This window comes from Imperialibacter roseus, assembly GCF_032999765.1.
GTDB classification, from domain to species: Bacteria; Bacteroidota; Bacteroidia; order Cytophagales; family Cyclobacteriaceae; genus Imperialibacter; species Imperialibacter roseus.
Window position 1 is genome coordinate 3,005,074 of record NZ_CP136051.1, and the last position, 20,212, is coordinate 3,025,285.

The following is a 20,212-nucleotide window of genomic DNA, read 5'->3' on the forward strand; positions in this document are numbered from 1 at the left end:
TCGATCCTTGTTGTTTACCTGCTAAATATTAATCCATAACTTCGGCTGAATAATACAAAACAACGTTCAAACAAACCTTCATCAAAATATGAGAAACACTTTCGCACTTGCAGTGACCTTGATTTTTGCAGGGTTTTCATCCTATGCGCAAATCAGCGCACCGGCAGCTAGTCCGTCGTGCACTATTACCCAACAAATTGGTCTGACAAATCTGTCTCTGGAGTATTCAAGACCTAGCGCCAGAGGCAGAACGATCTTTGGTGACCTGCTGCCTTATGGCGTTGAGTGGAGAACGGGTGCCAACTCGCCGACTACGCTCACTTTCGACAAGCCAGTGGTGATCAAAGGACAGGAATTAGCAGCGGGTAGCTATGTCATTTCATCGGTGCCCGGCAAAACAGAATGGACGGTTACTTTCTCACAAAACGACCAGAAGGTGTTGAGTCTCAAAATAACGCCTGCAGCCTATCCTATTCACGTCGAAACATTGAGCATCCAGTTTGAGAAGATCACCGAGACTTCAGCCGACCTTCAAATTCTCTGGGAAAAAACGTTGATCTCGATCCCGATGGTGTTCAAGACGGACGAGCAGGTAATGGCACAAATTGAAAGCTTCGCTAAAAACCCTGAAGCCAGTTTGGCCAACGCTTATTACCAGGCGGCTAGTTACTACCTCAACACTGGCAGAGACCTTAATAAGGCTTTGGAGTGGGTGAATAAGGCCATCGCTGTAAACGACGGGTTTTTCTGGCAGCACAGAACCAAGGCGCTTATCCTCGCTGGCCTGGGCAAATACAAAGAGGCTATTGCATCGGCGCAAGTGAGCACTGAGAAATCGAAAGCCGCTGGCAATGCTGACTACCCAAGACTAAACGATAAGTCGATTGCCGAATGGCAGGCTAAGAAATAATTGAAAAAGGTCGCAGGGGCGTCAAATGATGTCTTTGCGACCTTAAAATCATTGGCAAACGAACTTTTAGTCTTCAAAGACTGCTTTCTTATTATCAAATGAACCACTATGGCACTGATTAAAGACAGCTATTTGCCTGTTCCCTGGGATTTCAGAGAGGTGATGGACGAAGTAAAAACGCAGGAAAAAGATGGCGTGATTTACTACTTCACTACTGAACCAGACATGGAAAGTGCTGAAGGCAAAATTTTGGATATCGTCGAAACGCCTGAAGGCGAATTCCTCCTCACGTCCAATGGCGATAAGGTTCGGTTGGACAAGATCGTCACTCTTTATGGAAAGCCCGGGCCGTCTTACCATATCTATGATGGCTATGCCAATGTCTGTCTGAATACCCACAAAGACAATTGCTGAATTGGAAATAAGAAAGATCAAAGCTGAAGACACATGGCCAGTCCGGCACAGGGTAATGTGGCCTAACCAGCCGTTTGACTTTGTAAAGGTCGATGAGGACCACGAAGGGATCCATTATGGGCTCTTTGTGGACGATGAGCTGGTATCCGTTGTTTCGCTCTTTCTCAAAGATGGCAAAGCGCAGTTCAGGAAGTTCGCTACCGAAGTTGAACACCAGGGTAAGGGCTACGGCACTTTTCTGCTCAACTACCTTTTGAAGGAAACCGAAGGCCTGCATGTATCATCCGTTTGGTGTAATGCCAGAACGGAGAAAGCCGGATATTATGAAAGGTTCGGATTTCTGAAAACAGATGCTACCTATATGAAGGGGGGCATTGAGTTTGTGGTGATGGAGAAAGTGCTTGTTTAAGACACTTGACTTAATCTCTTTTTTAATTTATTGATGCTATATTTAGGAGGTAAAGAGAAATACAATGAAGGTGCTTAATTATCGAATTTTATTGAGAGAGGAACCAGAAGGTGGGTTTACAGTACTTGTCCCAAGCCTTGAAGGCTGTATAACTTATGGTGAAACCCTCGATGAAGCAAAAAAAAATGCCAGAGAGGCGATAGAGCTTTATGTTGAGTCGTTGCAGGCTGATGGCACACCAATCCCATCAGATAATTTTCTTGAATACACGCTCCAGATAGAGCATGCCTGATTACAGCTCAAATGGCATTATAAAAAAGCTGCTTGAAGTCGGCTTTACGCTCGATAGAGTAAAAGGTAGCCACCATATCTACAAGAACAGAGAGGGAAAACGAGTGGTTGTTCCACATCCAAAAAAGGATTTGCCTAAAGGCACTTTCAACTCCATTTTACGCCAGGCAGGCCTGCAAAGGTAAGCCTTTAAGAGACTCTAAAGAAACAGTTACGATGCTGTCGCTCAACAGTCCCTTCGCTACTTGAAAAAAATCGGAGAAGCTAATGGCGTGGTCGATGATATGATCTACAATTAGTCGTTCAAAGTTTTTGGCACTGTTAAGTCTGTTCCTAACTGCTCATTCATCTTTTTGATAAAATAAGCCGACAGCAAGGGCGACTCCAATTCAATGTTTTGGTGAATAAAGAAGTATAGTTTCTCCAACCCCTGCTCCTTCCACGCCTTTATCCGCACCAACCAGTCATCGAGGCGTGGGTAATCTGTAGGGTGATTGGCGCCCACATAGCGAACAAACGCATGCGGGGTAGTCATTCGCATGTGCATCATGTCCCTTCTGCCGGCGGTGTCCACCAGCACATTGGTCACTCCTTTGTCTTCCAGCAGCTGGTAGAACTTTTCAGACGAGGCGGGGTCGGTAAACCAGTCTTCGTTGCGCACCTCGATAGCCAGTGGAATCACCTTGGGAAATTCATCGATGAATTTGATAACTCTGTCAAAGTCCTTTGGTTTGAAGTTGTCGTGCATTTGCAAAAACACCATTCCGAGCTTTTCTTCCAGCCCACTAATGGCGTCGCAATACTCATCCACTACCTGCTTTGTGTCTATAAGTCGCTTAAAATGGCTGATAGAGTTCGTAAGCTTAGGGAAGAACTTAAAGCCCTCTGGCGTTTTCTCCTTCCATTTCAGCACCTGATCCTTTTTTGGAGAGTTATAAAAAGTGGCATTAAGCTCTATACTATTAAACTGTGTGCTGTAATAGCTCAGCTCGTCTTTTGTACCCTTTGGATAGAAGTTTTTCAAATCAGTTTTGTTCCACTTCGCACAACCTACAAAGGCTTCAAAACTTCCGTTTCCTTTGCAGAGCATTTTAGCAGTATCAGGATGATCAGAGGGAATTGTAAAGTCAATATTACCTGGGTCAGGAACGGAACCGAATTTCATTTATTTGAGCGTTTAATTGAGCATCCAATATACGCAACTCTTCATTTTCAAAGGAAGTATTTCAGTCAATTGATTATACAGCTTACTACAACATCGTAACAGTCCGCTTCAAATTGATAGTTGCATCAAGGAGAATTGCCGATACTTGTACAGGACGATTGATAGTGCAATATCCTCTTACATTCAAGTCCATATATTTCATTTGTTAATCAAAACCCACAGGCAGTTTGTCTGTGGGTTTTTCAGGTCTGAAAGACGCATAGCAAAGCAGTTCGATCCACTTCACTAGCATAATAACCCTTTCTTTGGTAACTTTTGATACAATTTGGCTATCGCCAGCCAAAATGAAACTTCAACAGACGTAGATGACAATCACAGATATAAAAGGCACTGTAAAGCTGAACAACGGCATTCAAATGCCCTACTTTGGGTTGGGTGTTTTCAAAACCAAAGATGGGAAACAGGTGATTGATGCTATACATCACGCTATAGAAAATGGCTATCGACTCATAGACACTGCCGCGCTCTATGGAAATGAGCGTGGAGTTGGCGATGCTGTAAGAGCATCAGGCGCCCCCAGAAAAGACATATTTGTAACTACGAAGGTATGGAACAATGAGCAGGGTTATGAGCCAACTCTGAGGGCGTTTGACCATTCTATAAAGCGACTTGGACTCGACTATGTTGACCTTTTCCTGATTCACTGGCCAGTCAAAGGAAAATATAAGGAAACCTGGAAGGCTCTCGAAAGACTACTGAACGAGGGCTACATACGCTCGATTGGTGTTAGCAATTTTCTGCAACATCACCTTGAAGATTTGATGAACAGCTCGTCATCGGTGCCCGCTGTGAACCAAATAGAATTTCACCCACGCCTGGTTCAGCAAAGCCTCCTGGATTTCTGCGCCCAGAAAAAAATTCAAGTGGAGGCCTGGAGCCCACTGATGCAAGGTGGCGTCTTTAAAATTGAAGCCCTACAGCAATTAGCCAGCAAATACGGAAAAACAGTTGCTCAGTTAGTTTTGAGATGGAACCTTCAAAAGGGTGTCATTACCATCCCTAAAAGTATTAACCAATTGAGGATCAAAGAGAACGCAAATATTTTTGACTACACAATAACGCCGGAGGACATGGCTGCAATTGACCATCTGGATAAGCATCAGCGGGTTGGCGCCGATCCAGACAATTTCAGCTTCTGATCTTTTACTTAGTTATGATCTCGCCAAGGTGTATTTTTCCGTTGGAAAATATTCTTTTACAAAGAACTCTCGTAAATTCCAATAATGGCGATTTGAAAAAATATGCCCAAATTTGCTGAGTGTAGACTACCCTTTGAACATTATACCATAGTTTGTTGCAAGAACCGGAAGCACTGACATTTGTAATGTTATACTATGGAGAACAAGAAGCATTTCGTCGGCCTGACAGACGAACAAGTTCAGGAAAGTAGGAAAAAGTACGGCAATAACTTACTGACTCCGCCTGAAAGGGATCCGCTGTGGAAGCTCTTTTTGGAGAAGTTTGAGGATCCCATCATCAGAATACTGCTCATTGCCGCCTTCTTATCCCTGATTATATCTGTTGTTCATAACGATTATGCTGAAACAATAGGCATTTTCTGCGCAATATTCTTGGCTACCGGAGTCGCTTTTTGGTTCGAAATGGACGCCAACAAAAAGTTTGACATTCTCAACAAGGTCAACGATCAGGAGCTGATCAAGGTCATTAGAAATGGTAAAATAGGTGAGGTACCCAAGACAGATGTTGTCGTTGGCGATATCATCGTGCTCGAAACCGGAGAGGAAGTCCCCGCCGATGGAGAGTTGCTTGAGGCCGTTTCGCTGCAAATAGATGAGTCGACGCTTACCGGCGAGCCACTCATCGATAAAACAACCAATCCAGCTCACTTTCACTCCGACTCCACTTATCCATCCAATTGGGTGATGAGGGGTACAAAAGTAATTGACGGGCACGCCACTGTGGAGGTTAAAAAAGTAGGAGACGCCACAGAATTTGGCCAGGTAGCCAAGAAAGCCACCGAAATGACGAAGGAGGATACTCCTTTGAACAAACAGCTGGATCGGCTGGCCAAGCTCATTGGTGTGGTTGGGTTTATTCTGGCGGTGCTTACTTTTTCTGTTCTTTTCGCCAAAGACATGTTTTTTGGAGCCACTGAGGTTCCATTGGTGCAGCTGGGATCCGCAGGAATCGTTATTATTGCAATAATGGTGGTATTGGCAAAAGTTTGGATACCTATTGTATACGATGGCATTCAGCTAATGGGCTACGACAAAGAAGTGCCTGACAGTGTTGACAACGGAAGCTGGTTCCGATGGCTAGCCTATGGCGTGGTGACTTTTGCAGTTTTGCTCGGTGTCGGCTTCGCAGCCGGATTAGATATAACCAGTGCCGAGTCCTGGGCCTCGATAGACCTGGCGAAAATCATTCTACAGCATTTCATGGTGGCGGTTACGCTTATTGTGGTGGCAGTACCTGAAGGCCTTCCTATGAGCGTTACGCTAAGCCTTGCCATGAGCATGCGGCGTATGTTGAAAACCAACAACCTCGTGCGGAAAATGCACGCCACCGAAACTATGGGGGCCACTACAGTCATTTGCACTGATAAAACAGGTACGCTCACGCAAAATCAGATGACCATTTACCAAACTGATTTCTTCGGTTTAAAAGACCAGCAACCAAAGGAAAATAGTCATGCGGCCAATCTGATTAAAGAAAGTATTTCTGCCAACACAACCGCCCATCTTGACCACTCTAACCCTGATAAGAGCAAGTCACTAGGCAACCCCACGGAGGCAGCGCTGCTTTTCTGGTTGCACAAAAATGATATCGATTACCTTGAACTAAGAGAAAAGGTTGAAGTCATCGAACAACTGACGTTTTCTACAGAACGCAAGTACATGGCTACGCTGGTTGAGTCGCCAACGCTTGGGAAAAAGGTGCTGTATGTGAAAGGGGCTCCGGAAATTGTAATGTCGAAGTGTAAGAATGTCACCTCCGATGTAAAACCAAGATTGATTAAAGAGGTGAAGGAAGAGATCGACAACAAGCTCCTTGAGTATCAGGGAAAGGCAATGCGAACACTCGGCTTTGCTTACAAAATAATAGAAGATGAAACACCAGGTAGTATCAAAGACCTGGCCGACTTCGACTTAACATTTCTCGGGATTGTAGCCATCTCTGATCCGGTGAGGGAGGAAGTGCCCAGTGCTGTGAAGGATTGCCACGATGCCGGTATTGATGTAAAAATTGTTACGGGAGACACACCCGGCACCGCCAAAGAAATTGGCAAGCAGATTGGCGTTTGGAAGGATGAGGACAGTGATTTACAGATAATCACGGGAGTGGAATTTGCTGCGCTTAGTGACGAAGAGGCACTAAAAAGGGTGCAGGGGCTGAAGATCATGTGTAGGGCAAGGCCCTCAGACAAGCAAAGGCTGGTGCAGTTGCTGCAACAAACTGGGTCGGTGGTGGCTGTTACCGGCGACGGTACCAACGATGCCCCGGCACTGAACTATGCCCACGTAGGGCTTTCCATGGGTTCCGGCACGTCCGTAGCCAAGGAAGCCAGCGACATTACCTTACTGGACGATTCGTTCAACAGCATTGCCACAGCGGTTATGTGGGGCCGGTCGCTTTACCAGAACATTCAGCGCTTCATCCTGTTTCAGCTCACTATCAATGTGGCTGCCTTATCCATCGTCTTCCTGGGCTCGCTTATGGGCTTTGAGCTGCCGCTAACCGTCACCCAAATGCTCTGGGTGAATCTGATCATGGACACCTTTGCGGCGGCGGCCCTGGCTTCTCTTCCGCCTGACCATAACGTAATGAAAAGCAAGCCCCGGCATCCGGATGACTTTATCATTACGCCAGTGATGAGCAAAAACATATTGTTCGTGGGCTTTACATTTGTCATTCTATTGGTAGGAATGCTTTTCTATTTCACAAAGACCGACGGCGAAATCACCGCCTACCACTTGTCTGTTTTTTTTACAGTATTTGTGATGCTGCAATTCTGGAACCTGTTCAACGCTAAGGCTTACGCAACTGGCAAGTCTGCCTTCCATGAACTGAATAAGGGGGTTGGCTTTATCATCGTCGGCATTTTGATCGTGGTGGGTCAGTTTATGATAGTCGAGTTTGGTGGAGAAGTTTTCAGAACAGTTCCGATATCTCTGAAAGACTGGGGAATAATTATTGCTGCCACCTCGCCAGTGCTTTGGATAGGAGAAATATCGAGGGCGTTGAAAAAATAGGTAGCCCCTACTTGATAAATAAAGAGGTCGCTCTCTGATGCAGCACAAAACGGCCTCTTTATTTCGACTGTTTTTCAGGCAGGCAGTGCCTCTCTGGCTGCTCTGTCCGGATCATTTTTCAATTCACAGGTGTCGTTGAGCACCATGGTCTCGCCGTTTTCTTTCGTATAAGCGGCCCATGTAGGTAAGGTGCCTGCGTTAGGATCGCCCGTCCGCATAAACGACAACAACGACGCCGACATCTTCTCTGACAGCTTTCTAGGACGGCTGCCCCCACCTGTGTGCGTGTACATCCTGTCGGTATTGGCATACCAGAAACAGATGTCGATGCAATGGAAGGCTCTCATGCGGCCATCGTACATTTTCGGCTCCCAACCAAACCAGGCAAGATATACAGGGGCTTTCTGCCCAGACTTGGCGTTAGAGGTGTTAATGGCACCCTGACGGTTAGACGCAGCGAGGGCCCATATTTCGGCAGGTTTTGCATCAGGAAAATTCGCTTTGTAAGCGTTTACTACCTTTTCGGCATCGTCGCCAAATCGTGGCTTTAGCTTTTCAACGACACCGGCAAAGTCGATTGCCTCGAGCTCCGGGCTGGTACGTGTCGCCGACCATTCATGGAAGGTGGTACACACCATTAAAGGCATGTTGGAAGCCGCACCGTTCGGATCACTAAAAAACTCCTCCGCAGGCAAATGAACGCCATCGGCCACTGGCCCGAAGCCTCCTCTGCCACCCCCTGAGTTCAAGTTGTCTTTTCTCGCTTTGTCAATGGCTCTGTAAGCTATATCGAGGTACTCCCTCCAGGGAATGTCCTGTATGTTATCGAGGGTAGCTGGTGTAAGCCCTGCTTCTTTCATCACATATTCACCCAACTTCTGAGAGTAGCTCTGGTCGACGCCTTTGAGCATAGATCCGCTAAGTGCAACACCTTTGTGCACCAGCTGTTGGGCTGCCGGCATGGCCATTACCCCGGTAACTTTAGCACCGCCACCCGACTGTCCCATGATGGTGACATTGCCTGGGTCTCCTCCAAAATTAGCAATATTGTCACGCACCCATTCCAGCGAAGCAATGATGTCAAGCATGCCCACGTTGCCGGATGAGGCATATTTCTCTCCTCCTACTCCTGAAAAGTCAGTAAAGCCAATTGGCCCCAATCGGTGGTTGATCGAAACAAAAACGGCATCTCCTTTTTTACTAAAGTTTTCGCCGTGATAGCCGTCCTGTTCAATGGCATTACCGTTGGTAAAGCCTCCACCATGCAGCCACACCATCACAGGGCGCTTTTTGCCGTCAGTGGCCGGTGTCCAAACATTGAGGCGCAAACAATCCTCGCTTACGTCATCGTAGTTCCAATGATCTGCGAACGAGTAATGCACATTGGCGTAGCGGTTGTCCATGATCTGGGGAGCAGTATTTCCCCACCAGATGGTTGGCTTCACATCAGTCCACGGCTCAGGCTTCTGAGGCGGCATGAACCGGTTCTTGCCTGATGTATCTGCCCCGTAGGGTACGCCAAGATAGGTATAGACACCATTCAGTATATAGCCCCTCACTTTACCAGAGGTTGTGTTGGCAATGGCAATATCGTCGCCGATAAATAAAAATTGTTCATCGTCTTTTGGCTCCTCCGCCGTTGCCTTATTCGCACTGGCATCACAGGATGTAAGGGGAATAGCCGCAGCTAAGCCTAAGCTAGCCGTTCCAAGCCCCATTTTTTGGATAAAGTCTCTTCTTTTGGTGTTCATCGTAGGCATGTTTTTTCGTTTACTTTGCTCATTAAGTTACCTAATCCGGATGATTGTTCAATGTGTCGAACTGACGTATTACACAAATGGAAAAGGAGGTATCTGCTGATACTATTACTTTGCTAATGGGTCAGGCCTCATTTGAAACTTGAACACCTTGCTGGTGGTGCCCTTGCCGCCTTCCATGTGAAAAGGGGTTCGGGTGCTAATCGTTGCCCAAAGCCCTCTACCCTTCCAGCCCGCCTCAGGGTCGTCGATTCTTCCATCCATCCATTTGGTAAAAAAGCCCAGTGGATATGGAACCCTCAAACGCACAAATTCACCATCTTTCAGTGCTAACAAGGCCTCTGACTCATTTCCCGTATTGATAGGTACATTTTCTCCCAGCCCAAGTGTATTGAATTGGTCTACCCAGGTATAGTAGCTGGCTTCAGCACTCCCCGATGCATCTATGTTTGAGAATTGAGGTAGCGGTTCGGTATAAAACGTCCAACCCTCGGCGCAATGCTGGCCTGTGGCCTCCGGTCCGTTTAAAGGTGCCTTACATTTGCGACGATCAAAGCTGGCCATATGACCACTTGCCAAAGCTACCCAGGCCACGCCGTTCCTATCCACATCCATACCACGGGGAGAAAAGCCCTCTATCGGTTCGCCCGATTCCTTCAAAGGAAGCTCATAGTACTCCACCAGCGCTGTTTCAGGCGGATTAGTACCAGGATCAAGCCTAACCACTCCGCCAGGGTAACCAAGCGACGAGCCCCATACTGACCCGTCAGGAGCTGGCGATACAGCATAAAGTCCTTTGGTAATACGTTTGTCTTTTTTGGGGTCAACTGGTTGATCCGGTTCCACATAGTCGTCACGTTTGCCATTGCCATTGGTGTCAAGAATCAGAGCAGTCCAGCCTTGAGAGGCTTGTTCATCTCCGGTTTCACGGTATTTCTTTGTATTCAGCCAGCCTATCACCTGCCCGCCTCCACTGGTCCAGAGCGTGTTGTTGGCATCTTCCGCAAACATCAAATGGTGGGTGCTGAAGCAAGTCCTTATGGTCGTATATTTTCTGGTATCCGGGTCATATAGGCCGAGGTGACGATAAGAGCGATCGACGGGAAATAATCTGGCCGATGGGTGATCCGACCCCGCTTTGCAGAAATCAGGGTTCTCCGGCAGGCCGACGTTGGCCGTTATCCATACTTTCCCTATTTCGTCCATCATGGGATTGTGCACGTTGGTTTTGCTGTCCCAAATGGCTTCATCACCCCAGTAAACTGACGGCTCCAGGACTTCGCCGGAAACAGACTTTGTTTCCGGGTCTCTTACCGTAAGCGGCACCTGCCCCGTTGTGCTGGTCATGGGATCGAGCACAGGCAAATAGTCGGTACTCAACTCCGTGGCACCATAAAGCTTTCCGTTGGGGTTGACAGTTGGGTCACGACGATCGGTCGACACCAGGTCATGCATGTAGGCTTTCGGATCCGCCCAATCCCATTGGCTAATCACCACGTTTCTCTCAATACCCTGCGGACGTGTAGGTGCTTCAGGCACCTCTCCAGCCGCAATGCGATCTGTCCAGTCAGCAAACATGCTTAATGTGCCATCAGCCCCAATTTGGTGAATACCTGAGACCATGCTCGGCCCCGCCTGCCCCGACCTGATGCGGCGCTCCCAAGCATGTTTTGAACTGGCAAAAGTGCCCAGTGTTGGACGAATCTCTCTGGTTCCTTTGCTACCAAGCTGATGACACGCCAAACAAGTACCCGACTTTATCCGGGACAGAAACTGGGCTTGTGTCAGCATGCTTTCTGAAATACCGTTTCCTTTGGCACCAGTTCCCGGGAAATTGGTCTTATTGGGTATATGAAGGAGGGAAAACCAATAGCCACCAGGATAGTAGGCTGCTGCAGCTTTGGCGTCAGGCGCTGACACCGCCTCTAAATCAACTGAGGAACCTGGCTCCGCTTCCTTTTTTGGTGAATCGATGAGCCCGTAGCCCCTCACCCAAATGGAATAGGTAGCCTCGGGCAGGTCGGGCAGCAAATATCGTCCCTGGTCATCGGTGACGACAATTTTGGCAAACCGGGTGGGCAGATCAAAAGTTTCTGCAATCACCCAGACGCCGGCCTCCGGGCCGCCGGGGCCTGTAACAATGCCGCCGATATCGTCTGCGTCCACCTGTGCAGTCTCTTTTCCCGACTGACAGGCACTATAGATTCCGGAAATGAAAATGAGAACGGCTATTGTCCCGTAAATGGACTGCCTGCCGGGAAGCAATGTTTTGAGCTGGTTCATGGGTAAGTAGGTAGGTACCTACTAAAGATAACCAGCTGATTATTAAGGGCAAAGTGTTTGATTTAATTTGTGAAGAACGGGAAATTTGAAATTATATTTCCATTTCCAGCAAAGCACTGCTCAAGCTTTTCCCATGCGTGTCGAGGGCGAGAGAGGTGGTAACGCCACTGAGTAACGCCTTTTCGCAGACAAACAATAGCGCATAAACATTGGGCATTTCGTATCGTCTGATTTCACCTGCTACAATTCCCTTCATGTGTTTGCTCACAGCTTCCACTGTCACTTGCTCGCAAAGCATCGGATAGTCCGTCTCATCGTAGGGTATCAGGGAAAGCGTGGAAGTGTTTCCTTTGTCGCCTGCCCGGCTGTGCGCTATGTCGTATAATTTCATATATCTTTGACAGTTACTTGTGGAACAACCAAGCCTCTGGCCAATAAAACCGACACAATGCCCACAATCTCATTGACGTATTTTCTGGCACCCCCACCCCCTGCCGGGCCATTGGTGTACAAGGCTTCAACCTCCTCACCCACCAGCGAAGCCACTTCCATTTTCTGTGCTCTGCCAGCTACTCTCAACCTCACTTCAGCCGGCTCAATTTGTTGATCAAAAGCTCCTCTAAAAATAGCATTTACCCCGACAAGGTCTACCCTCAAATCATCCATTCTGTCTTTCAGCCGCTCTTCGATAATTTGTCCTGCCAGCTTAGCCTTTTGAAGCGCATTAGTGCCTGCGTACGAAATTTCTCCCTCTCCAAGCCAAAATGCCTGGTATCCTACACTCACCTTAAAAGTAGCGGGTTTCGCCTTGCCACCGCCACCAGAAACATGCACCATGTCCTTGCCAATTTCCTTTAGCCTCACACTGGTAAAGTCTGCAATCACATCAGGCGTGTAGTACTCATGAGGATTTACTACCTCGTAAAGTAGCTGCTCTTTACTTGTCATTAGGTTGATCACGCCACCAGTGCCGTTCACTTTACTGATGACCGCCGATCCGTCGGCCGACACCTCTGCGATTGGGAAGCCCAGCTGGGCGGGATTCGGTACATCTTTTTTACCCGGATCCATAAAATAGCCCCCGGTAATTTGTCCGGCGCATTCCATCAGGTGACCAATCACGGTGCCTTTTCCCAGAAAGTCGTAATCGTCCGTTTCCCAGCCAAATGCATATACCATAGGTGCCAGAAACAGCGACGGATCCGCCACTCTACCAGTAATGATAATATCGGCACCCGATTCCAAGGCAGGAAGAATGGCGTCTATGCCGATGTAAGCATTGGCAGAAAGGAGCTGCCCTGCTTCCTTAAGTGGGCGCCCCGTTTCCATTGCCTGCTGAGCGGGATCTATTTGCCCAAAAACGTCGTCGCCAGTTACGGCGGCTACCTTTACTGACAAGTGCAGCTCTTTGGCTATTTCCAGCACTTTGTCAACTGCAGCCAGGGGATTGGCTGCACCCATATTTGTGATCAGCCTTACTTTGTTTTTCACCAAATGTGGCAGTAGCGACCTTATCCTCCGCTCGAGTAGTGGGTCATATCCTTTGGACGGATCGGCTTGCTTTCGCTTCTGAGCCAGGGCTATTGTTCTCTCGGCCAGGCATTCCAATACAAGGTAATCGAGGTCGCCTTTTTCGGCAAGCACAACTGCCGGTTCCAACCTGTCGCCAGAAAAACCTGCCCCACCGCCGATTCTTATTTTTTTCTTCATGGTTTAGAAACTTATCGCACCAATGAGGATCGACATTGTCAGCATAATCATTGTGACTAAAAAAGCCCACGGAATGGTTTTCCGCTGATGATCACCTAAGTCCACCCCTGTGAGACCAATCAACAGAAAAGTAGCGCCTGTTAGCGGGCTTACAGGAAAGCCGGTGGTCATCTGACCTAAAATGGCTGCTCTGGCTACTTCTATGGCCTCACCATTGAAGTGATCAGCGGTTGTTCCCAGCAATGGTAGTACCCCGAAATAGAAGGAATCCGGATCGAACAGTAAACTGGCGGGCATGCTCACCACTCCCGTCATCAAGGCCAGATGATTACCAATACCCGACGGAATATAATTAACAGCCGTAGCCGCCATGGCTTCTATCATGCCCGAGCCTTTCAGAATGCCGGTAAAGCATCCGGCAGCAAACAAAATGCTAGCCATTAGCAAAGCTGCTTTTGCATGTGCATCAATCCTCTCTCTTTGCTCCTTAAGGTTGGGGTAATTCACCGTGATGGCTATGACAAAGGCGATCATGAAAATGACGTGTGGCGGTGCGAGGGCAGCAATGAGTGCAGTAATGGAAATAACGATCAACGCCGTATTCAGCCAAATTAATTTTGGCCGATGGAGGCTAATATCCTTTTCGATAGCCATAGTGGAATCAATGACCTGCCCTTGTTCATTCACCCAGCTTCTCTCCTTTTTTCCCAGATACCAGGCAATTCCCAGTACCGCCAGCAACCCGCAAATCACAGGGATTAAAATAGGATTGAATAGCTCGGTCACCGGCACTTCGAGCGCTGACGCAGCCCTGATGGTCGGCCCACCCCAGGGTAAAATATTCATGGTACCAGCTGCCAGGGCAACCACTGTAGCCAATGTAGTTCTTTTCATTCCGATGGCATCATAAAGTGGCAACATAGCTGGCACTGTGACCAGAAAGGTGACCGCACCGGAGCCATCGAGGTGGACGATCATGGCGAGAATGGCTGTAACGACAGTAATCCGTGCCGGGTCGTTACCAGCGGCTTTCAATAGGCGCTTGATAACAGGCTCAAAAGTGCCGGCATCCATCAGGATGCCGAAAAACAAAATAGCAAAGATGAACATCACCGCCGTGGTAGAAATGGTTTTCACTCCGTCGGTAATATAGGTGACGATCTCCGTTGTGAACCCGCCAATTAACGCAGTGGCAATGGGCACAATGATGAGCGCCACTACAGGAGACAGTTTTTTGCTCATTACCAAAACAAGCAAAAGCACTATGGTCAAAAGTCCGAGGAACGCCAGCATAAGCTATTTATTCGCAGATAAAATGGCCGTCATAGTATCCAATGCTTCGCCGTCGGCGATCGGCTTTGCTTCAGCTTTAGTTCCCAATAGCATCACTTGCTGGCTGTCCGGTTTGTAAATAGGCCATTCGGGCAAGCCCGTAGCGTTTGGATTTCCTGTTTTGACGAAATTAGCCCAGTAGGTAGACATCGTCGCTTCCAGTTTCCTGTCTACAGCTTCCCAGGGACGATCAACAAACTCCAGGTTGTCGTAGGCGTAGGGAACCTCTCCGGTATGAAATGCGCCATATTTGGCATACTCACCTGTGCCTGGCACCTTTCGGGTAAACCGGTACACATACACACTGGTTCTTCCCTGTTTTGCCTGCACATTGGCCCAGGCGTAATTTTGGAGTCCAAAGATCATGTCACGTGACAGATCAAGTTGTGATTGAGCGGCCTCAGCGTCGTCGGATGCCGGGTAGTAGGTCAGTACTTTTCCGGCATTGCTTCCGTACTGTTGATTGATCTGCGTTTCGAAGTCAGTGGCATTTTTTACAGGCCCAAAAAGCAAGCCTTCGTCCTGGTTCCAGCCGGTGAGCAAATCAACGGGGTTTTCTTTGCCCTCGGCGAAAATATCGGCAATGTGCTGAGGAAGTACAAAGCCATCTATGATCGGGCCTCTGATCCCCAGCTGACCCTTCATGAGCTCTTGTGGAGACAGTTTTCTTAGGTCTGCCAAGCCAGTAGCACCCAAAGATTTCGCAAAAGCAACGCCAGCCTCTTCCGCTGGTGCGAGGGCCTGCTGATTTCTTCCAAAACTGGCTCCACTTTCGGCAATTGCCTTGTTGAACAGCCCCTTTGCCAGAGGAGTCGCCACCATGCAGTTGACACTCATAGAACCGGCGGATTGGCCGGCTATGGTTACATTGTCAGGATCACCGCCAAAAGCTGCGATGTTCTCTTTTACCCACTTCAAAGCTGCCACCTGATCCATCAACCCGTAGTTGCCGGAAGCGCTATTTGGTGACTCTTTCGTTAGTTCGGGGTGGGCCAGAAAGCCAAACACCCCCACCCGATAGTTGATGCTTACAAACACAATTCCCTTGCGGGCCATGGCTTCTCCGTCATAAATAGGCACGCCGCTGCCGCCGCTTTGGAAGCCTCCTCCATAGATCCACACTAATACCGAACGCTTTTCTTTGGGAGACTTTGCTCCAGTCCAGACGTTGAGGTACAGGCAATTTTCACTGATCGGTTCCTCCGGAATTAGAAATTCCTGGCTCCACATGCTAAACGGAGCGGGTTTGCCCTGCATCGGGCTTGGTCCAAATGCTGTGCACTCTTTTACCCCCTCCCACGGTTTTACGGGCTGAGGGGCTTTCCAACGCAAATCACCGACCGGCGGCGCAGCAAAAGGGATGCCTTTGTAGCTGACCACCTGACCATCGGGTGTAGCGATGCCAGCTACTTTTCCTGATTTGATCTGAACAACCTGTTTTGCTATTAGCATGGACGAGCCAAACAGCAGGGAACAAAGGATATAAAAAACCTTTTTCATATTACTTACTTGACGTACGAACCGTTTTGTTTCAAGACTTTGCTAAAAAATAGCACCTGGTAGGGAAGTGAGTTTTGCCAATATTCCCAAGAGTGTCCTCCTGGCCTTTCTGAGTAATCGTGTGGCGTTTGGTTGAAAACAAGTCTGCGATGCAGTTCCCGGTTAGGTTCAATAAGAAAGTCGTCGACACCACAATCGAAAACCAGGCTCACTCCATTGGTTTTCATTTTGTCAGCATAGCTAAGCACCGACGCCGTGATATATTCCTCGGTATTGGCTTCCAAAGGCCCTAATATCTCTGCAAAAGCCTTTTTCACCCCTTCGGTAGGCTCCGGCGGCAGCTTCCAGCTCACCATGTCAGGGTTCAACGCTCCGCTCATACTCCCGGCAGCACAATATAAATCGGGGTGTTTCGACGACAGGTATAATGCACCGTAGCCTCCCATTGATAAACCAGTGATTACACGGCCTTCCTTTTTCGCTATCGTTCGGTAAGTTTTGTCTATTTTCTCTATCACCTCCTTTGTCAAATACGTCTCAAACTGACTATCCGTCTTCACTTTACTGTCGAGGTAGTAGCTAAAGGCCTCTCCTTCAGGCATGGCAATGATCAAATTGTACTGATCCGCTAGCTGTTGAATCAGCCCCCTCTCAGGAGTTTTTAAAATCCAGTCATCAAAGTGACCAAAACCTCCGTGCAAAAGATACAAAACGGGATAGGCAACCTTGCTTTGCGTGTAGGACGCTGGAAGCGCAACAACTGCTTTGTATGACTTGCCCATCACAGCACTGGGAATCTCAAGGGTGTCTACTTTGGCGGCAAAAGTAAGGACCGGGCTAAGCAAAAAAGTTAAAACAGCAAATCTGAACATAGGATGAATGTCTAAAAGTTAAGTAACTAAACTTAGCTCAATTTTTTAATGTGTCAAAGAAACATAATGAATGCTTCAACTAAAAAGCCTCAAACCGGGAGGAATGAGGCTTTTATAAATAAGCTTGAAAGAGGCCTTACATTGCCGCTTCCAAAGGTGCTTTTTCTTCATTCAGAAATACAATTTCTGAAATCTGCACCAATACCTGATCGGGCGTTGCTTTGTCGCTTTTGAAAACAAAGTACACATCGTGTTTTCCTTCAGTCGGTTGAATTTTGGCCTGAGCCTGTGAGTTTCTCTTCCTTCTCCAGGTAACGATATCTTCGCCTGGCGCTGGTCTGCCAAAGCCTACATTCTTCTGCCCCACTGCATTGGTAGTACCCAACAGCGGGCCTGTTGGTGAATCAACATGTACTTCGACATAGCCACCTGCTGCACTTACCCTTGGAGAAGCCACTACAAACAAATCAATTTGCTTGATGCCAGTGAGGTCGATGGCCTTATAGCCTATGTATGAGCCGCTACCTACCATGTTGAAAGTAGTGCCTGGAGTGGTTAGTAAATTCACGCCCTTTCTGATTTCTGCCAACTGAGGATCCAATGAAGGGTTTCTGAGCGCCACGAAATCGTCACCAGAAAGCGGGCCAACAGTGCCTGCACCTTTGTCAGCATAAGAGGCTCTGAGCAGGTAGCCGCCCTGTCCGTCCTCTCCTTCCGGAACCTTGGGAATAACTGTACCTGCTAGCGGAAGCGATTCCACTGTCGGCTTGGTTTCTAACATGTTCAAAATAAACATCACCATTCTTTTGGCATCAGCCTGGCTCAATTGCGGGTGAGCACTCATGGCATGCTCGCCCCACACGCCACTACCACCATTGATCACCTTTCCTACCAGCATACTGATGTTGGCGTCAGTTTTGGGGTACTTAGCTGCTACTGCGTTGTAAGCAGGGCCTATCGATGCCTGCTCGTACTGGTGGCACGACTTACAATCGCTGGTTTCAATCAGGTTCTTGCCAATGTTCAAAGCAGCCATCGACTCTGCTCCTCTTTGCTTTGACGCCATTTCGATTGGGTCATAGCCAGAGGGCACGTAGTCGAAAGTAACCGCTACTTCGTTGGGCTTGATGGTGCCGTCAGCGCTGCTTCCATCTTCTTTATCACTCACGCTTACAGAATAAGCAAGTGACTTCTCTCCGAAATAGAAGCTCCGGTTGGGTACCTGGAAATCGATAGACACCACCGGCGGCTCATTACCTGCCACTACTTCCATCGAAGCCCTGTTCTTCTCCCCTTTGGTATCAGTTACTGTCAGGCTCACCTGATAAGTACCAGCCTGCTCAAAATTGAACGATGGATTGGCTTCAGTAAGCGTTTTGTTAACGCCTCCGTCGGAGATTACCTTCCACTCATAAGTCAATTTTCCCTGATCGTAGTCGTCGTAGTCTTTTGTGCCTTCCGATGATAGCTGAGCTGTAAAAGGTACAGCGCCTGCGGTTTTGTCAATAGAGGCAGCCACAATCGGCTTCCTGTTGCCTGCATTGTATTCGATTTTAACGATTCTTGAGTTAGAATTGCCCCTAAACCAGGCACTGCCATACTCCAGTACATAAAGGTCGCCGTTCGGGCCGAAGTCCATATCTATGGCGCTTACGAAGCTCTCATTGGGCAGGAAGCGTTCCATGGATTGGTAGTCGCCATTTTCATCCATCGTTACTGACATTATCCAGCCACGCATGAACTCCACGATCAGCCACTTGCCTTCGAAATAGGAAGGGAAAGGTCTTGGAGCACCGGCAAAGTCCGCTTTGCGGAAAACGGGGCCTCCGGTAGCACTACGTCCTGCCGTTCCCACCAAAGGGAAAGTATCCGACGGGCCATAAGGGTAATAGATAAAGGCTGGTACCACAGGCGTAGGCAATTCTTTCAATCCGGTATTGTTTACCGACTCGTTGACAGGATGGTTCACATCAAACGGCTCTCCGTAAGTGTCGGTAGCCAAATCATGGCGATTATACGGCCTGTTGTTAGCAATAAAATATGGCCAGCCAAAAAAGCCCGGGCCTTTGGCCTGGTTGAACTCGTCGTAGCCTTTTGGTCCCCAAACAGAATCAACAGATGCATCCGGGCCAACTTCGCCCCAATACAGATAGCCCGTTTTGCTGTCCAAAGTTGGTCTCCAGGGGTTTCTGTGGCCCATGGTGTAAATCTCTGGCCTCGTTTTCTCTGTGCCTTGGGGAAAAAGGTTGCCTTCAGGAATAGTATAGCTTCCGTCCGCCTCAGGGTGGATGCGAAGGATTTTGCCTCTAAGGTCGTTAGTGTTTCCCGGTGCACGCTGATCGTCTGAGCTTTCCATGCCGGGGCGTTCGTCAAGATTGGAAGACCCAGTTCTTGGGTTCACCGTGTTGTTTCCAACGGTCAGAAAGAGATTCCCCTCTTTGTCGAAAACCATCCCACCGCCGGTGTGGCAGCATTCCTCTCTTTGGGTAGGCACTTCAAGCACCACCTTTTTGGTTGATTCGTAAAGTGAATCGCCTCTCAGCTCCCAGCGGGCAAGTACGTGTTTAGGCGTGTCCGGGTCGGCATAGTACATATACACCCAGGAATTTTCTTTGTAATTGGGGTGAGCTATCACGCCCATCAAGCCTTCTTCGGCCTCCCTCACTCTACCTTCCTTGTTGGTGTACTTGGTATTTACAGGAATAGTAGCCACCAAAGTTACTTCACCAGTATTTTCATCCAGTATTTTTACTCCTCCTTTTCTCTCCACAAACAGCACACGGCTATTGGGAAGAAAGGTCATCTCCATCGGTTCGTCCATCCCTTCAGTCAGCACCACTTTGGTAAAGCGATTGTCTTCTGGTGGTTCGTTGGAAGTTTGCGTTTCAGGTTGCTTGCAAGATTGCACAAGCAGGCAAATCGATGCGGCATAGGTCAATACTGACCTGCCGGTAGTTTTTAAAGTAAGTACCATGTAAACGAGTATAATTTTTGTTCAAAAGCTGTGCTACCGGCTGTATAAACGCTTGCTTTCCTATGCATTTGACAGCAGCCGACAGAACATTGCGACAGTAAGGTCATTAAAAGGGAAATGAAATTCTAAGAAGAATAGAAAATCCGGTAGAATATCAGGATAAACTATCGGATTTTAACGTCGACTTAGTATCGGCGAAAGTAATTCTTTGTGTCAAAACATCACAATAACTTTTTACGACCGTCTGAGTGGTGACAACTTTTTACAACAGTTCGTGTAAAACTTGGCTCAAACAACCATTTCAAATCCCATCTTTATGTT

At 48.0% G+C, this 20,212-nt stretch carries 16 protein-coding genes; 7 read left to right on the plus strand and 9 right to left on the minus strand.

Going from position 1 to position 20,212, the window contains the following annotated elements:
* Positions 1-88: 88 nt before the first annotated feature.
* From RT717_RS12445 to RT717_RS12465, 5 genes are all read left to right on the plus strand, one after another.
* Complete coding sequence (locus RT717_RS12445) at positions 89-910, plus strand: DUF2911 domain-containing protein (RefSeq protein WP_317492067.1); 822 nt, start codon at positions 89-91, stop codon at positions 908-910.
* Positions 911-1,018: 108 nt separating this feature from the next.
* Positions 1,019-1,324, plus strand: a complete 306-nt coding sequence (locus RT717_RS12450; RefSeq protein WP_317492068.1) for a hypothetical protein — start codon at positions 1,019-1,021, stop codon at positions 1,322-1,324.
* 1 nt (position 1,325) lies between these two features.
* On the plus strand, positions 1,326-1,733 hold the full coding sequence (locus RT717_RS12455; RefSeq protein WP_317492069.1) for a GNAT family N-acetyltransferase: 408 nt from the start codon (positions 1,326-1,328) through the stop codon (positions 1,731-1,733).
* Positions 1,734-1,797: 64 nt separating this feature from the next.
* On the plus strand, positions 1,798-2,025 hold the full coding sequence (locus RT717_RS12460; protein ID WP_317492070.1) for a type II toxin-antitoxin system HicB family antitoxin: 228 nt from the start codon (positions 1,798-1,800) through the stop codon (positions 2,023-2,025).
* On the plus strand, positions 2,018-2,209 hold the full coding sequence (locus RT717_RS12465; protein ID WP_317492071.1) for a type II toxin-antitoxin system HicA family toxin: 192 nt from the start codon (positions 2,018-2,020) through the stop codon (positions 2,207-2,209). Before RT717_RS12460 ends, RT717_RS12465 begins: the two co-directional genes overlap by 8 nt.
* Positions 2,210-2,319: 110 nt before the next feature.
* Here RT717_RS12465 and RT717_RS12470 read toward each other — a convergent pair whose 3' ends face one another.
* Positions 2,320-3,189, minus strand: a complete 870-nt coding sequence (locus tag RT717_RS12470) for a DUF72 domain-containing protein (protein ID WP_317492072.1) — start codon at positions 3,187-3,189, stop codon at positions 2,320-2,322.
* Between the two features lie 365 nt (positions 3,190-3,554).
* Between RT717_RS12470 and RT717_RS12475 the strand changes: the two genes are divergently transcribed.
* Together RT717_RS12475 and RT717_RS12480 are read left to right on the plus strand one after the other, a co-directional pair.
* A complete protein-coding gene (locus RT717_RS12475) occupies positions 3,555-4,388 on the plus strand; it encodes an aldo/keto reductase (protein ID WP_317492073.1) in 834 nt (277 codons plus the stop codon).
* 195 nt (positions 4,389-4,583) lie between these two features.
* Positions 4,584-7,463, plus strand: a complete 2,880-nt coding sequence (locus tag RT717_RS12480; RefSeq protein ID WP_317492074.1) for a calcium-translocating P-type ATPase, PMCA-type — start codon at positions 4,584-4,586, stop codon at positions 7,461-7,463.
* A gap of 74 nt (positions 7,464-7,537) precedes the next feature.
* On the opposite strand, the gene RT717_RS12485 is transcribed toward RT717_RS12480, so the two are convergent.
* From RT717_RS12485 to RT717_RS12520, 8 genes are all read right to left on the minus strand, one after another.
* Positions 7,538-9,214 carry a carboxylesterase/lipase family protein gene (locus RT717_RS12485; protein WP_317492075.1) on the minus strand — a complete coding sequence of 559 codons (1,677 nt, stop codon included), beginning with the start codon at positions 9,212-9,214 and terminating at the stop codon, positions 7,538-7,540.
* A gap of 114 nt (positions 9,215-9,328) precedes the next feature.
* Positions 9,329-11,503, minus strand: a complete 2,175-nt coding sequence (locus RT717_RS12490) for a hypothetical protein (protein ID WP_317492076.1) — start codon at positions 11,501-11,503, stop codon at positions 9,329-9,331.
* A 91-nt stretch (positions 11,504-11,594) separates the two neighbouring features.
* A complete protein-coding gene (locus RT717_RS12495; RefSeq protein ID WP_317492077.1) occupies positions 11,595-11,894 on the minus strand; it encodes an AtuA-related protein in 300 nt (99 codons plus the stop codon).
* Complete coding sequence (locus RT717_RS12500) at positions 11,891-13,213, minus strand: acyclic terpene utilization AtuA family protein (RefSeq protein ID WP_317492078.1); 1,323 nt, start codon at positions 13,211-13,213, stop codon at positions 11,891-11,893. The genes RT717_RS12495 and RT717_RS12500 overlap by 4 nt, the downstream gene beginning before the upstream one ends.
* Before the next feature lie 3 nt (positions 13,214-13,216).
* Positions 13,217-14,455: a CitMHS family transporter gene (locus tag RT717_RS12505; RefSeq protein WP_394854131.1), complete on the minus strand. Its 1,239-nt coding sequence runs from the start codon at positions 14,453-14,455 to the stop codon at positions 13,217-13,219.
* A 54-nt stretch (positions 14,456-14,509) separates the two neighbouring features.
* Positions 14,510-16,045 carry a carboxylesterase/lipase family protein gene (locus RT717_RS12510; protein ID WP_317492080.1) on the minus strand — a complete coding sequence of 512 codons (1,536 nt, stop codon included), beginning with the start codon at positions 16,043-16,045 and terminating at the stop codon, positions 14,510-14,512.
* 5 nt (positions 16,046-16,050) lie between these two features.
* A complete protein-coding gene (locus tag RT717_RS12515; RefSeq protein ID WP_317492081.1) occupies positions 16,051-16,917 on the minus strand; it encodes an alpha/beta hydrolase in 867 nt (288 codons plus the stop codon).
* 136 nt (positions 16,918-17,053) lie between these two features.
* Positions 17,054-19,891 carry a PQQ-dependent sugar dehydrogenase gene (locus RT717_RS12520; protein WP_317492082.1) on the minus strand — a complete coding sequence of 946 codons (2,838 nt, stop codon included), beginning with the start codon at positions 19,889-19,891 and terminating at the stop codon, positions 17,054-17,056.
* Positions 19,892-20,212: the final 321 nt, after the last annotated feature.